This is a genomic window from Streptosporangium sp. NPDC003464, from assembly GCF_053588315.1.
Genome location: NZ_JBSFPS010000258.1, coordinates 1 through 14054 on the forward strand (window position 1 = coordinate 1; position 14054 = coordinate 14054).

At 65.0% G+C, this 14054-nt stretch carries 8 protein-coding genes and 1 pseudogene; 2 read left to right on the plus strand and 7 right to left on the minus strand.

Annotated features, from left to right (window positions below; translation table 11 throughout):
• Positions 1-699: peptide chain release factor H (prfH, locus tag ACWDS7_RS38640; protein WP_451933298.1), on the plus strand; the 699-nt coding region annotated here is incomplete at its 5' end.
• Positions 700-1026: 327 nt separating this feature from the next.
• Here the strand turns inward: prfH and ACWDS7_RS38645 are convergent.
• The 6 genes from ACWDS7_RS38645 to ACWDS7_RS38670 all read right to left on the minus strand — a co-directional run bounded on the left by ACWDS7_RS38645 (position 1027) and on the right by ACWDS7_RS38670 (position 11961).
• Entirely contained in the window at positions 1027-2112 is a 1086-nt protein-coding gene (locus ACWDS7_RS38645; RefSeq protein WP_451933299.1) for a hypothetical protein, read from the minus strand.
• The gene (locus ACWDS7_RS38650; RefSeq protein WP_451933300.1) at positions 2109-6512 is read right to left on the minus strand and encodes a hypothetical protein; all 4404 of its coding nucleotides are present in this window, start codon (positions 6510-6512) and stop codon (positions 2109-2111) included. Before ACWDS7_RS38650 ends, ACWDS7_RS38645 begins: the two co-directional genes overlap by 4 nt.
• On the minus strand, positions 6509-7240 hold the full coding sequence (locus ACWDS7_RS38655; RefSeq protein WP_451933301.1) for a hypothetical protein: 732 nt from the start codon (positions 7238-7240) through the stop codon (positions 6509-6511). The genes ACWDS7_RS38650 and ACWDS7_RS38655 overlap by 4 nt, the downstream gene beginning before the upstream one ends.
• The gene (locus tag ACWDS7_RS38660) at positions 7237-8838 is read right to left on the minus strand and encodes a hypothetical protein (protein WP_451933302.1); all 1602 of its coding nucleotides are present in this window, start codon (positions 8836-8838) and stop codon (positions 7237-7239) included. The genes ACWDS7_RS38655 and ACWDS7_RS38660 overlap by 4 nt, the downstream gene beginning before the upstream one ends.
• Before the next feature lie 882 nt (positions 8839-9720).
• Positions 9721-9945: a transposase gene (locus ACWDS7_RS38665; RefSeq protein WP_451933303.1), complete on the minus strand. Its 225-nt coding sequence runs from the start codon at positions 9943-9945 to the stop codon at positions 9721-9723.
• A gap of 198 nt (positions 9946-10143) precedes the next feature.
• Positions 10144-11961 (minus strand): serine/threonine protein kinase, encoded by a 1818-nt coding sequence (locus tag ACWDS7_RS38670; protein ID WP_451933304.1) that lies wholly within the window; start codon positions 11959-11961, stop codon positions 10144-10146.
• Between the two features lie 563 nt (positions 11962-12524).
• Here ACWDS7_RS38670 and ACWDS7_RS38675 point away from each other — a divergent pair.
• Complete coding sequence (locus ACWDS7_RS38675) at positions 12525-13766, plus strand: DUF4041 domain-containing protein (protein WP_451933305.1); 1242 nt, start codon at positions 12525-12527, stop codon at positions 13764-13766.
• Between the two features lie 135 nt (positions 13767-13901).
• Here the strand turns inward: ACWDS7_RS38675 and ACWDS7_RS38680 are convergent.
• Positions 13902-14018, minus strand: a pseudogene (locus ACWDS7_RS38680) (tyrosine-type recombinase/integrase); the annotation flags it as partial.
• Positions 14019-14054 lie beyond the last annotated feature (36 nt).

A 14054-nucleotide genomic window follows, 5' to 3' on the forward strand; every position in this document is an offset into this window, starting at 1 on the left:
CGCACCCCAGCGGGACCAGCGCCGCAAGCGAGGCCGGCGGTGAGCGTCCACCTGCTCCTGTCGGCCGGGCGCGGCCCGCAGGAGTGCGCCTGGGCACTGGCCCGGCTGCTGCGCCGCCTGGAAACCGACGCCACCCGGCAGAACCTGGAAACCCGTCGGGCCCAGACCGTTCCCGGTGACCGGCCCGATACCTACCGATCGGTCCTGATCCAGATATCGGGAGCCGGTGCCGAGGCGTTCGCCGCCTCGTGGACCGGAACCCTGTGCTGGCAGGCCCCCAGCCCATACCGGGCCGGCACGGGCCGGAAGAACTGGTACGTCATCGCCCAACCGTGCCAGGTCGACACCCCGCGCACGACGTTCGCGGAGGCGGACGTCGACATCGTCGCCTGCCGTACCGGCGGCCCCGGCGGTCAACATCGGAACAAGGCCAGCACGGCGGTACGGGCGACCCACCGGCCCTCGGGGATCGTCGTCGTGGTCGACACCGAGCGGCACTTCAGCCTCAACCGCCGCATCGCCATGCGGCTGCTGCGACAGCGTATCGAGGACGGCGACGAGACGGCGGGGCGTGCCGTCACCACCGCCCGCTGGCGCGTCCACGATGAGCTCGTACGCGGCAACCCCACCCGTGTCGAACGTCCGGAAACGCCGAAGCAGGACCTGGCTCCGCAGGAACAGCCGCGTCGACGACCGTGACAGTCCACCCGGCCATGCCCTACCGCGGAAGGAGAATCGCACCCGACGGTATGAGACCCGACAGTATGAGAATCGTCAGAGCAAAAGCACGCACGGTAAGGACTGCCAGCATGATCGCGGTACCCCGGGCCGTGAGCAGCCCAAGGAAGCTCGCCGGGAGTGGACGCGACCGTGGAGGCCCAAGCCTGGAGCACAGGGCCCATGAACACAAGAAGCACTACGGAACGATGAGAACCAGTGAACGCCGGAAGTCCAGCTCAGAACGCCTTCTAAGAGATCACCGCAGGCCAGGCCGCAAGGTGGATCAGATCTCGATGTTCTGAGTTATCACCGCTCGCCTGCAGCGAAGCCATCCCAGAAATGTGGGTGGCGACGCAGCGTCTTGAGACCGAGCCGTTCCTGCGGCACACGCAGGCGGGTGGAGAGCAGCTCGACCGCCCGCGGGCGTAACGCCGGAGGCAGCCAGGAGCAGACCGTGGGGTAGTCGGTGCTGGTGCGCTGGTTGCTGGCATCGTTGCTCCGCCAGCGTGACGGTCCATCCAGGAGAAACCGGTAACAGGAAGAAGCCGGACGCAACATCGGAAGTCCTGCGGCGGCAGCTTGCGCGGCGGCATTGGCTGCGGTGAGAAGCCCGGCGAGGTCGAGATCTCCGAAGTAATGCACGACGTTGGGAGCCGGTTCGAGCAAGGGGATGCTCAGGACGCTTTGCACGAAGCCGTTCCCATGGCCCCAGCCGAGGTGCAGGTCGGGTCTCGCCGCTGGATCTAGGTCGCGCAGGGCGGTGAGAAAGGACGTGTAGGTGGCGCGGTTCTCCAGCACGAGCAGTCCGGTAGGTCCGGCGCCCGGCACGTGCTGGGATACGAACGGCAAGGCGGGCGGGAAGCAGGCCAGTAGCTCCAGGGTGAGAGCACCGGAGGTGAAGAGCCGGTTGTTCAGGTAGCCGTCGATGGCCTTCTCGTCGTCGAAGAGTTCCAGGGAGCGTTCCTGGACGGGGACGAACTCGGGGGAGGGATCGTCGCGGATCCAGGTGGCGATTCGATCGAGGACCTTCCGTTCGTCGGCTCTGGTGGCGATGGCCCCGGCGGCTTCGAGCAGATGAGGCCACACACGCGGAGAATGAGACGGGCGCATGACGGTCAGCGGTTCGACGCGCATGACCCAGAACGGGATGGCGGGAACGGTTCGACGATCCCAGCCGGTAGCCGATCTCGGCGCCGGCAGCGTGATCCTCTCAGCATTCTCGAGTTCGCCGAGGGCGCTACGGAATCTGGCCAGTCCCTCAGCATCGCCGACCAACCCAGGATCGAACCTGCTGGCCTCATCGAATAGATCGGTCACGGGGATCCGTTTGCCGCGGAACCGGATGACGAGCCGGGCGAGCTCGGCGGCGAGCGGTGACATCGGCTGGTTCATTCGGCGCTGTCCCACGGGTGGTCGGTGTGCGCGACGCGGATGCCGGTGACATAACTGGCTTCGGGGACGATGTAGCGGCGGTTGTGGGTGCGTCCTTCCCGGTTGTCGAGCCGGATGACGTTGGGGAACTGGATCACGGCAGCCGGGTCCTTCACTCCGGTGGTGTAGATGAGCTGGACGCCGTGTGAGGCGGCGACATCGCGCTGCAGCCGTATCAAGGAGGCGGATGAAGCCCGGCCGATGGGATTGTCGAGTAGCAAGACCCCTCCGGAACGTCCCTTGCGGCCGGTGTGCGCAGCGCGTAGCGCGGCGAGGGTGCAATAAAGCGCGACGCATACAGTCAGCTTCTCGCCGCCGCTCCACTTGGCGAGGCGGCTGATGTCCTCGGTGGTCCCGGTGGTATCGTCGCTGGGTTTGAGGACCTTGACGGTGAAACCTCGAGGTCCTGCGGCTTCGTGAACGGCGGCCTTCAACAGCGGCATGCCTTCGGGCTTGAGCCCCTTCTCCACGAGCCTGTCGATGACTCTCTCGGCGTAGACGACTAGGTCGGCGTCACCGGGCCGGTCAAAGCTGATCCGCAGGACCTTCTTGTCGGCCCACGACCCGGAGCCGGTCTTCATGTGGGAGGCGCGCTCTGCTTTGCCAAGCATGTCAAGGCTGTCCTTCACCAGGTGCGCGAGCGCCTCGCTGAGGATGGCCTGGTCCTGGGCGATGGCACCGAGTTCGCCGGCCAGGGTCTGCGCCCGCAGCCGCAGTTTGCCGCCCAGCTCGTCGGCGTGCGGGCCGAGAAGCGCGGGCGGATCGTTCGCCACTCGGTCCTTCATTGGCCCGGAGATCCCCGTAAAGCGAGCGGCCGTGCGCCGGAGCCGGTCCATGGACGTGTTGAGGCCGACCTCGGTGCCGGTGAGGGTCTTGGCCGCGGTGCTCACCATATCCCTGGCCTGCCGGGATCGGGTGCGCGCCGTGTCCTCGTCTTCGGCGAACGGCTCCGCGAGCTGCTCGCCCGGATCCGGGAGTGATTCCAGGAGCGTGCCGAGGAGCGTCTTGCGGTGCTCGGCTTGCGAAGTCTGCTGCTCGACGCCGTTGATGAGGCCTTCGGCCTGGGTGAGCCGTTCCTGCGCCCCCTGGTTGCGGAGCTCCTGCTCGGCGGCGAGGGCATCGGCTTCCTGGGAACTGGTCGGGACGACGGGTAGGGTACGGCGTGGCGGCTGCCGATAGACCCGTTCGATCGCCTCGAGTTCGGAACCACGTTGTTTCACCTGATTCCTGGCCGCGCCGCGTTCGTCGGTCGCCGCTTCCGAATCCTGCTGGGCGCGGGCGAGGGCGGCGGCTCGAAGATGCGGCTCTTGGCCTTCGGGGGAGGCAAGTAATCGCCCGGCGGTGGCGCGATCGGCGGCAGGCCGTTGCATGACTTCGCGCTTGGCGTCGGCGACTTGCCGGGCGAGGCCCTGCACCCGGTCAGCCAGCACCGATTGGGCGGCACGGATTTCCAGTGCCTTGAGTGCGTCTTGCTGGCAGCGGCGCAGAGCATCCAGAGGTGTGGCCGGATCCCCATGCACGTCCAGTGGATCGGTCGTGGTGTCGGGAAGGCTGTCGCGCTCTGACCGGTAGTCAGCCGCTCTGCGGCGTTCGGTTTCAGCGGTGACCTCCCACTGCTTGGTCTCAAGGAGGGCTTGCCGGGCGTCGGCGTTGTGCTGGCGGGCGCGACGGTCCGCGTCGGCGCCGCGCTCTTGCGCGGCTGTCAGCTGCTCGCGCCAGCCGTCTGCATCGGCCAAGACGAGGGCGAACTCCTCAAGCCAGTCGATGGTGGCGTTCGCTTTGCGAAGATCAGTGTTGAGCATGTCACGAAGGGCATCGTCCAGCCGGTCGCCGTCATCGAGGCCTTGAAGCTCTACTCTGTTGTCCTCCTGCTCGTCGTCGATGGCCTGCAGCTTGCGGTCGAGCCGATCGATCTCGTCGCTCAGGATGGCCAGGTGTCCGGCGGGACAGTCGTCGAGGAACTGGGTGATCTGGCGGCGGAGCTCGTCGTCGGCCGCGCGTTGCCGGGCCAGATCCTGGTCCTTGAGGGTGTGGGCGTGGGCGCGTTCCTTGAGCAGCCGGACCGCTGCCTCTGCTTCAGTCTGGTCGACCAAGCCCGGTTGCAGCCGGGTCCAAGCCGCGGCGGCTAGAGAGTCCGCCGACACCATCCCGCCCCGGACCAGGACGTCTGCGGCTTCGGCGGAGTAGACCCCGATGAGCGAGGTTGTGACAGTTGCACAGGAGTCCAAGGCCTGGATCGCGTCGGCGACCCGGCTGGTCGGGACCACCACTCCACAACCGAGCCGGGCGATCTCAGGCAGGTTCAGTGCAGTCATCAGGTGGTGAGCGGGCATGACCGAGCGCAGATGGGCCCAGCCGGTCTGGGCGGGTACGCCAGCGTCGAGGAGCTCGCGTTCGATGCGTTCGGCGTCCAGGCTGGATGGCAGGACCTGGTTGCGTTCCTGCGCCTCGATGCTCCTCCTGTCGGCGTGTTGTTCGGCTCTGCGCAGGATGCGCTCGTCGTCCGCCGTGATGACCGCGTCGCTCAACCGGCGCAGCAGGATCGGCCCCTCGACCCACAGGTCGACGGTCTCATCACCGGCGGTCTCAGCCAGCCCGCGCAGCCGTTCAGAACCGGTCAGCTCAGCCCATTTGGCATCTAGATCGGCGTGCCGCTCGACTGTCTGGGTGCGCGTCGCGTCGGTGGTGCTGTGCTCGCCCGCCAGGGCGGCGTCCCTGTTGGTGATCTCGGTACGGCGGGCACGGCGGTCCTCGCACCGTGACGCCAGTTCCTTGAGCTGCCGATCGACTCCGGCGCGCCCGGTGATCACTATGTCGAGGTGGCTTTGGAGCGGGATGGTGTGGCTGGGCAGGTGACCGCGGGCGACGCCGTCCCTGCGGCGTTGATCGAGAATGTCGAGCTGGGTCTGAGCCTGGGATTCGTCGGTGGTCGCCTGTGTCTTGTCGGTTCGCGCTCGCTCCTCCAGCTCTCCATGTTTCGTGAGGGCCTCCCCCGTGGTCTCCTTCTGCTCGTCGGCCAGGTCAGCCGCGAAATCGGCTTCTTCGGCGAGCGCGTTCAGACGGTTTCGCAGCAGGGCTGCATGCCGGGCGTGTTCTTCGCGGAGTGGGGCGATCTCGGCTTCTTCGGCTGCGGCCAGTATCTCGGCCTGGGCCAAGCGTGACTCCAGTTCGGCGAACGCGGCAAGCTGGACGGTGGTCTCCCAGGCCTGCACCAGAGCTCGTGCTTGGTCGACGTTCTGGCCCGCCTCCTGCTCTTGGGTTTCGGCCTCGGCCAGACGCAGCCTGGCGCCTTCCTTCCGGTACAGGTAGGCCAGGTCGGTGGCCGTGGAGCGATCGTTGTTGGCCGCGGTGCGGGCTTCTGCGAACACCGTCAGTTGTGTTTTCAGGCTCTCCTGGAGCTCTTCTGCGGCGGCGACTGCGGCGGTGAAGGATGCGGCCAGGACCTCCGCGGCGGTGGTGACAGCGGTCAGTTCACCGGCAGCGGCTTGCACATGCTCATAGCTGGCGGCGACGTCGCTCAGATCGTCGGCGACGGCGCTGCAGAAGTCGCGCTCCTCGATCTTCTGCGGCTTGGCCGCCAGCAGGGCCGTGACGCTCGCGAGCCGGGCCGCGACGCTGGTGGCGGCGGCCGGCTGGGTGGCCAGATCCAGCAGGAAGTTGATGAAGTCCTTGGCAGCGGGGAACTTGAACAGGTCTTCCACGCCGCCCTCGACGTGGTTCATCTGCTTCTGTGTACGGAAGATCTCCGGATCCAAATGCCGGTCTAGGAGCGCTTTCGTCCAGACGTGCTGCTTGTCGGTCACCACCAGGTTCGCGTGCCGGGCATGTGGTTTGGCCAGCTCGCGTAGCTCCTCCAGGAACCCGGTCAGCCGCCTGGGGCTTCCCGAAGCGTCGCAGAACGGCAACATGTCCGGCTCCAAAACGCCGGAGACGGCATGGAAGGCGTAGAAGTAGCTGCTCAGCTTGTCCTTAGAGTCGGCGGCCTTCACGGGCTTGCGTAAGTCCGACCATTCATGAACCACACCGGTGACGAGGATTTCCTCCGGGTCACCCAGCAGGGTCCGGCTGGTGTCATGAGGCTGCCATGTCGCGATCACGTGTGAGGTATCGCCCGTGTCGACGTAGTCGGTGAGGCTGCGCTGCACGGTCCTGCCCATGAAGTCGTTGGCGTGCGGCAACAGGAGCGCGTACGTCAGCGACAGGATGCTTGACTTACCTCCGCCGTTGCGCAGCCAGACGACCGAGTCCTGAGGTACGGCGGCGCCGTCGACCGGCGCGGTGAAGTCGAGCGGAAGATCGGTGAATCGGGCGGAACGTTCGCCCACGGTCCGAAACCGCAGCGCCGCGAGCTGATAGGTCATCCGCGGGATTCCTCTCTGCGGTGCAACTCGGCGATGAAACTGTAGGCACGCTCGAGAGCGACCTCCTTAGCGTGCACCCGAAAGCGTTCGGTCAGCGTCCAGGTGTCCTCGGCCGAACTGTCGACACGGGCCATACCCTGTCCTGTCAGCCAGGTCAGGATCGTCTGCACCCAATAGCGGGTGCAGCGGCTGGTCAACTTGCCGGAGCCGCGGCCGGCCTCCCCGTAATGCACCGATGGCAAGGCCAGATAGGTCCGCCAGGCCTCGTCCAGCCCCTCCTCGGGGATGACGTCGCCGGCGGCGTCGTGAGAGCGCAATCGCTCGCACAACTCCCGCAGCCATGCATCAAGGTCCCTGGCTGAGATACGCCGGACGCGGTCGTCGTCGAGCTCCTGCGTACTGGGGTAGGCGAACGCGACCAGGCCGGTGAGAACCAGACCGGCCAACAGCTTGTTCTCCGGCTTTCCCGTGTAGGGCAGGTCGGAGATTCGGAAGGCCAGCGGAGACTCGGGCTCGATACCCAGAATGAGCCCGAAGTCGCCGTCGGACAGAACCCGCGCACCCAAGCCGTGCAAAATCGCGTTCGCAGCGGTCTTGAACTCCAGCTCGGTCCGGTAGCGACTGAGAACCCGCTGGTAGTCGGGGTTGCGGCCGGGCCGCTGAGTCGGCCGGATCGCGAACGACACCAGGAGGCCTATATCGGTGTGGTCGGTGTCGATGAGACTCATGCTGACTTCCTGCTGATCGGGACCGGATTCGCATCGGCGAGGGCATCGGCGTCGGGGGCGACGATGACGTCGTCGCCGTCCCACTCGGGCAGTTGCAACGGTGTGCCGTCAATGTCGACGGCGGTGCGCGTTCCCAGGATGCGGGCCATCAGGTCATCGGCCATCTGGCCGCCTTCATCGTCGGCGTCCTCGGGGGAGAAAGCCCACAACACGGCCAGGTTCAGGACCTCGGCACCCTGCTGGCGGACACGAGGAGATGGGGCTTGGGCATCGTTCAGGCAGGCGTGCAGCAGCCGGGACAGCCGGGCGGGCAGGCCGACGCTCCGCACGGCGCGGATCGCCACATCGACGACCTCTGCCTGGATGAGTGGTGCCGGCAGGTCGGCGAGCTCGGTCTCATCGTCGCCCCGCTCGCCTGCGGCGGTGCCGCCGCTGCGCGTCCACAAGTCGTTGATCAGCCGATAGAGGCGGGGCAGTCGCGGGGTACGGGGGCCCGCCATGTCGATCAGGAACCGCTCGGTTATAGTGCCCGCCTCGGCGCTGCCCAGCTCCAGGACTGGCAGGAGGATCTCCTGCTGCGGATCCGGCAAGTTGACCAACGCGGGCGGGCGGAAGGCTTGGCGTTCCTGCTCCTCCAGGAACACCCCTCGAGCCGCGATGACCCGATGATGCAATGACTCGTGGCGGCGCTGGCATTCCTCCAGCAGCTGAGCGATCCGCACCCCGGACGTAAGAAGCTTCGCCTCGCCGTTCACCAGCGCCTCCCGGACCTTCCCCAGCAGGTGCCGTTCGGTGTTCAGCCGCTCCCTGATGTGCTTGCGAGCAGCCTCCAGGCTGTCCGGTACCGTCGCGGCCCATTCCTCCTCCACGATCCGCAGATCACGGCGCGTTTGCTTTAGCAGCCGGTCCAGCTCTTCCGCGAGGCTGACCGACAGCAGCCGGGCTCGTTCTGCGGACTTCAACGCCGCGTCGAACGCGTTGCGCGCCAGCTGCCGTTCCAGCACCAGCTCCGTGGCGACCTGCTCGTCTTCGACATCGAAGTCGAGGCCGCCGACCAAGGCGTTGATGGCGTCTTTCGTGGCACGGAGCACATTCTCGTCGCGCGACCCATGATCGTGCTCGACCAGGAGGGAGAAGGGGACCTCACGCTGCCGGTGACCGGTTTCATAATCGGAGTAGTCGCTGATGACGTATCGGAAGGGGGCCTGGCCACTCGACCGGTTCAGCAGGGCGTCCACCACGAACATCGCGACGTCCGTGTGCTCGCAGACCGGGCGTTCCGGAGCCGCCACCCTGGACAGCACCGACAGCGCGTCCACCACGTCCTGCCGGGTGGCTTCGAACTCGAAGCCTTGTCGCGCCACGACCAGATCGATGGCGGTTAAGGCCAGAGTGACGATGTCATAGATTCCCTCCGGCCAGTCCCGGCGGTGAGCCGCTTGCGCGGCTTCGATCACCGGGCTGAACCTCAGGAACGCCGCCACGCGTGCGGGAAAAGAGGACTCGTGCACGCTGAGCCCGTCGGAGCCGATGGCGAACACATCCGCCGCAACGGGTCCGCTCCCTGGCTCGTCCGCCTCCTCTAAAAATGGCGTCATAGGCCTCCTTCGACCGTCGCGCCTTGATAAGCCGAGATGGTACGACCTGGCTAGGATAATTTCCGTCCGATTGGCGAACCAGCACGTGCGCTCAGGTGATCAGGTTCGAGGGTAATCGAGGCCTCGGCTTCCTTCGAGCTGGACGTGTCGAGTTCCAGCGAAAGGCGTCATCGCTCCACAATCTTTGATCCAGAAGCCAAACACGTGCGCGATCAAGATCCTCAAGATCAACAAATGGAGTCACTGTCGCGCTTAGTTGGGCCCTCGTATCGCGCTTGGAATTAGCCGCAGGCCGAACTTCTGGTTTGTCGCTGCTACCGGTCGTCTACTGGATGATGTGATCGCCGTAGTCAGCGGCTGACGTGGGGCATGCGCGGGATGATCAAGCTTGCTGTACGAGATCACGACCGTGTTTTTGCAAGTCAGGGCATATGGTGTAGCGACTCCGCTCACTCTCCTGATCCGAAAATCAGGCATTCGCTGGGCACGCGGCAGCGAACCTCATGAGGTGATGCGGAGCGGGGTCGTGCGGGCCGTACTGGTCAGGCGGCAGGTTCGAGAGTGACGCGTAGCCGAGGGCTTCGAGCTCGCGGACGCGGTTGCGCTCCTTTGATCGGAGTTGGTGCGCCGAGCGTAGAAGTCGGCGCCGAGATCGATGAAGTGCGCATCGGGATCGGATAGCAGGTGCCAGATGATGACCAGGATGGAGCGGCCGACCGCGACGATGGCACGCTTCTTGCCCTTACGCCGGAATATCCGTCGGTGGCGCTCGCCCAGGAAGGTGTCGGTACGGCCGATGACGACCGCGGCTTCGCCAAGGGTGCGGGCCAGGTAGCGGTTGCCGTGCCTGGTGGTGTTCTTCCCCTTGCGCTTGCCGGCCGACTATTTCACTCCTGGCGCGAACCTCGTCCAGGAGGTTAGATGCGCAGCGGTGGGGAAGCGGCTCATGTCCAGGCCGATCTCAGCGATGATCGCGTGCGTGGTGATCAGGCCGATCCCTGAAACCTCACCCAGGCGCTCGACAGCAGCAGTGAACGGCGAGATCTGCTGGGTGATCTTGTGATCCAGGGTGGCGATGTCGGCGTTGATGCCATCGACTCGGGCCAACGTGGTGGCCAGCAGGAACGCGTGATGATCGCAGAAGCAGCCGGTGTGGCCGCGGAACCTGAAGGGCCCCTGTGTGGCGGCAACCCGATTGAAGCGCCCTCGGCAAAACCTCTCGCCGCTGGCTCAATCATGGCGGCGATAGCGCTTTGTGCACACCATCCTGCTCACCCGGCTGGGCCATGATCAGCGCACCCGCCGCTACGATTGCTTGATCTTGTGGCTAGTTGTCCAGTTCTTGTAGGTTGTCGTGAAGACCGACTTGTAGATTTCTACATCGGTTATTGGTACATACCAGGCGATTTCGAACTTCTTCGGTCGGTCCTCATTGTCGATGGCGAGCTTGAAGGTGATGTACGAGTCGGCATTCTTCTTGGCGATGTCGCCACCCGTCCATGAGTTGAGTAACTGTCGAAGCGGGCCGTTGGTGTCCTCGATGGCGAGAGTCCCGGAGTAGTTGCGCCCCTTGCGCTTCAACCGGGCGGAGTTGGCGACGACCTCCCGGATGATCGACGGACCAGCCGTACCGGCAACGACAAGCCCATACCAGTCCGGGTTTGCCGAACTTATTCTCTCAATGGGTGATCCATCCGAACCCTGGTTCTTAGGATAGACCGTCTTGCTCAGGATCACATAACGATGGCTAAAACCCTCGTAAGTCGTGATCTTTAGGTCGAGATCATCGTACGCCAGATGGTTCATGAACCGCCCAGTGGCCATTCCGCCAGCATCGCTCTGAGTGAATCCTCCCTCGAAGCTGAACGTCCCGGCCGGGGTGGTCTCCAGGGCGAGCTCGATCGCGGCGGCCAACTCTGTAATCGTGCTCGGTGGCGGGGCTGGTTGGGGCGGCGAAGACTCGGTCTTCACGGCTGTTGTAGCAGTGGGCGTCGATGTGAGGTTTACGCTCGTTGAATTCGGATGGCTGGTCGGGACGGCGACGATGTCGATCTGCTGCTTCCCTTCATCTGTATCGCCTGGTAGCACCTTCAGGGTGATGACCACCGCGAGTCCAACGGCGATTGCGGTCACCGCAACTGTTCGACGCCCCTTTGGGGCTTTCCGTGTCGCAGCCTGTACGGCAGGCCAGCTCAGATCTTCGATGGGAAGAACCCACGTTCGGTCCAACCGAGCCGTGACACTGTCGGACGCCTCGAAACTGTCGATCGCCTGGGTTCCTTGGTGCGCTCGCCAGGCTTCAGCGGTCATGTCCAATAGTTCGTGCGAGGAGGGGCGTGTCTCGGGGAGCTTGGCCAATGCTCTATCGACCAAGCCACGTAGGAGGTCGGGGAGCATAGAGGTGTCGATGGTTTCGTTCAGCACCTTGAGTGCCAAGACTTCCGGGCGCCCGGTCCCGTAAGGCGGAGCGCCGGTGGCCGCGTATACAACCAGCATCGCCCAGCCGTAGATATCGGCGGGCGGCCCGGCTGGTGCGTCGCTGTACTCTTCGGGGCTCACCCATCCTGGCGATCCAACGAGAGTACCGGTGCGGGTCATAACACTCGCGTCAAGCGCGCGGGCGATGCCGAAGTCGACGAGCTTGGGACCGCTCGGCGAAAGGATGACGTTCGACGGCTTGATGTCACGGTGAACCACACCTGCCGTGTGCACGGCCATCAATGCTTCGGCGAGTCCGGCTGCGAGCCCGAACAACGCGTCACCCTGGAGCGTACCGTGAGTTCTGACATGGCTCTCAAGCGTTGGGCCTGGTACGTATTCGGCAGCCAGCCATGGCCGGGCCGCGTTCCCGTCAGAGTTAAGGATTCGCGCAGTGCAGGCGCCGTTGACGCGATCGAGAAGGGAGATCTCCCGAGTGAATCGTGCGCGGAACTCCGAGTCGCTCGCGTATGAGGCATGAATGAGTTTGACGGCTACGCGAACCCCAAGAGCGTCAATGCCTGCAAAGACGACTCCCATACCGCCTGCTCCGAGACGTCCCACCAGGCGATACGGACCAATCTGTGGCGGATCTTCAACGGTGAGCGGTCGGAGAGCAGCGGTTGCCGGCATGTGCTGATTCACCGGGCTCCGTTCAGGAGGGAAGCGCGGCGAGTGCCGGCCAATCGCGGGAAAAGTCCAGAGGTGTTTTATCCCATCCGACTCCCTCGTGTCGAGCGAGAATTATGCACCTTATGGGAAGTTGCTGGATATTTTGCCATACTTGTACCACAAGTCCGAAATTAACCTATTTTGTGTGCGCCTTCATGAGGCTCTAAAATCCACCGGTCACGGGGTGGGAGAGATCCTTATTTGATCCTCCGCGCCTGGTATCTACCGTTGGTGGGCGTCCCTGCGAATTGTTGGGGTGTTGTAAACCAATGAGCCGAGGCGGCTGTCTTCTTGTGGAATGTGTTGCGACGAGAGACATGGTCGAGGAGGGCGTGACGATGGAGTACCGGTTCAATTCACCTCCTGGATGGCCGGTTCCTCCTGTGGGCTGGCGGCCTCCGGAGGGATGGCAGCCGAATCCGTCGTGGCCTCCGGCGCCGCCTGGCTGGGAGTTCTGGGTTCCTATGCAGCCGTCGCCGCCTTCTGTACCTCCGGTTCAGCCGCAGCCCGTTCCAGTTCCCGCTCCTGTCCCCGCGATGCCGGAGCGCAGTAGCGGAGGGCTGTTCGGCGGCAAGAAGAAGCTGGAGGCGGAGAATGCCGAGTTGCGCGCATGGGTCGAGCGGCTGGGTGGCATGGACGCCATGCGCATCTCCGCGATGATCGAGGCGCTGCATGCCGAACACCAGGGACTGCAGACCGCTGTCGGGGATGCCACGCGGCGTCTGCGCGAGGTCGAGCGGCAGATTGTACAGACGGAGGAGACCGCGCTGTTGCAGGAGGCCGGTGTCTACGAGTATCGGCACCCGCTGAGTGACGCGGTGGCCTACAAGGAGCGGCTGGCGCAGGTCAAGGCCCGCATCAAGGAGTTGTCCAAGGACGGCAAGGCGGTGTTGGGCTCTACCAACTGGCAGGTCAACGGGTCAGCGGCTGAGGGGCGCCGGATGGTGCGTGACTTCTCCAAGCTGATGCTGCGTGCCTACAACGCTGAGGCCGATAACTGTGTGCGCACGATGCGCCCGTACAAGCTGCAGTCGGCTGTCGACCGTCTGGAGAAGGCGGTGGAGATGATCGTCAAGCTCGGCAAGACGATGAGTATCCATGTCAGCGGTGACTACCACCGGTTGCGGGTCTATGAGCTGGAGTTGACCGCGGATTACCTGGCGAAGCAGGAGGAGGAGAAGGAGCGTACCCGTGCTCAGCGGGAGCAGCAGCGTGAGGAGGAGGCCGCGCGGCGGGAGTTCGAGCGGGAGAAGGCCAGGCTTCGTAAGGAGGAGGCCCATTACCGCTCCGCGCTGTCGAAGCTGCTGGCTAAGGGGGATGAGGCCGGAGCGGAGGAGCTTAAGGCAAAGCTGGAGGAGATCGGCGCGGCGGTCAGCGACGTCGAGGCACGCGAGGCCAACGTCCGGGCTGGCTACGTGTACGTGATCTCCAATATCGGCGCGTTCGGTGAGAACGTCGTCAAGATCGGCATGACCCGTCGTCTGGAGCCCGAGGACCGTGTACGGGAGCTGGGCGATGCCTCGGTGCCGTTCAAGTTCGACACCCACGCGCTGATCTTCAGTGACGACGCGGTCGGGCTTGAGGGGCGGCTGCATGCCGCGTTGAACGACCGGCGTGTCAACAAGGTCAACCTCCGCCGCGAGTTCTTCCACGCCACGCCCGCCGACGTCAGGGACCTGCTGCAGAAGATCGCGGGCCAGCACCTGCTTGAGTACAGGGATACTCCCGAGGCCCTGGAGTGGCACCAATCGGTTCACGTGAAGGCGACAGCAAGCTGAGCCGAATCGCGTACCTGACCGGAACGCCCCGAGGGCACATCGGGGGCACATTCGCGCGGCTCCGGCCGCTGTGGCGAAGGCGTTGTCCAGCGCCGTCCGTGCCCGCTCGGACGCCTCCGGGACCAGATGCCCGTACAGGTCCACGGTCGTGGTGATGGACCTGTGGCCCGGCCACCGGGACACCTCGGAGATGGGCACCCCCTCGGCGAGCGCCGTACTGGCGAAGGTGCGCCGCAGATCGTGGAACGTCATGTCCACCGGCACCCCGGCCACGAGGATCGCGGGTCC

Coding starts and splice junctions, on each gene's coding strand:
- ACWDS7_RS38650 (WP_451933300.1), bottom strand. CDS start 6,512: ATGACCTATCAGCTCGCGGCGCTGCGGTTTCGGACCGTGGGCGAACGT.
- ACWDS7_RS38645 (WP_451933299.1), bottom strand. CDS start 2,112: ATGAACCAGCCGATGTCACCGCTCGCCGCCGAGCTCGCCCGGCTCGTC.
- ACWDS7_RS38655 (WP_451933301.1), bottom strand. CDS start 7,240: ATGAGTCTCATCGACACCGACCACACCGATATAGGCCTCCTGGTGTCG.
- ACWDS7_RS38660 (WP_451933302.1), bottom strand. CDS start 8,838: ATGACGCCATTTTTAGAGGAGGCGGACGAGCCAGGGAGCGGACCCGTT.
- ACWDS7_RS38675 (WP_451933305.1), top strand. CDS start 12,525: ATGCCGGAGCGCAGTAGCGGAGGGCTGTTCGGCGGCAAGAAGAAGCTG.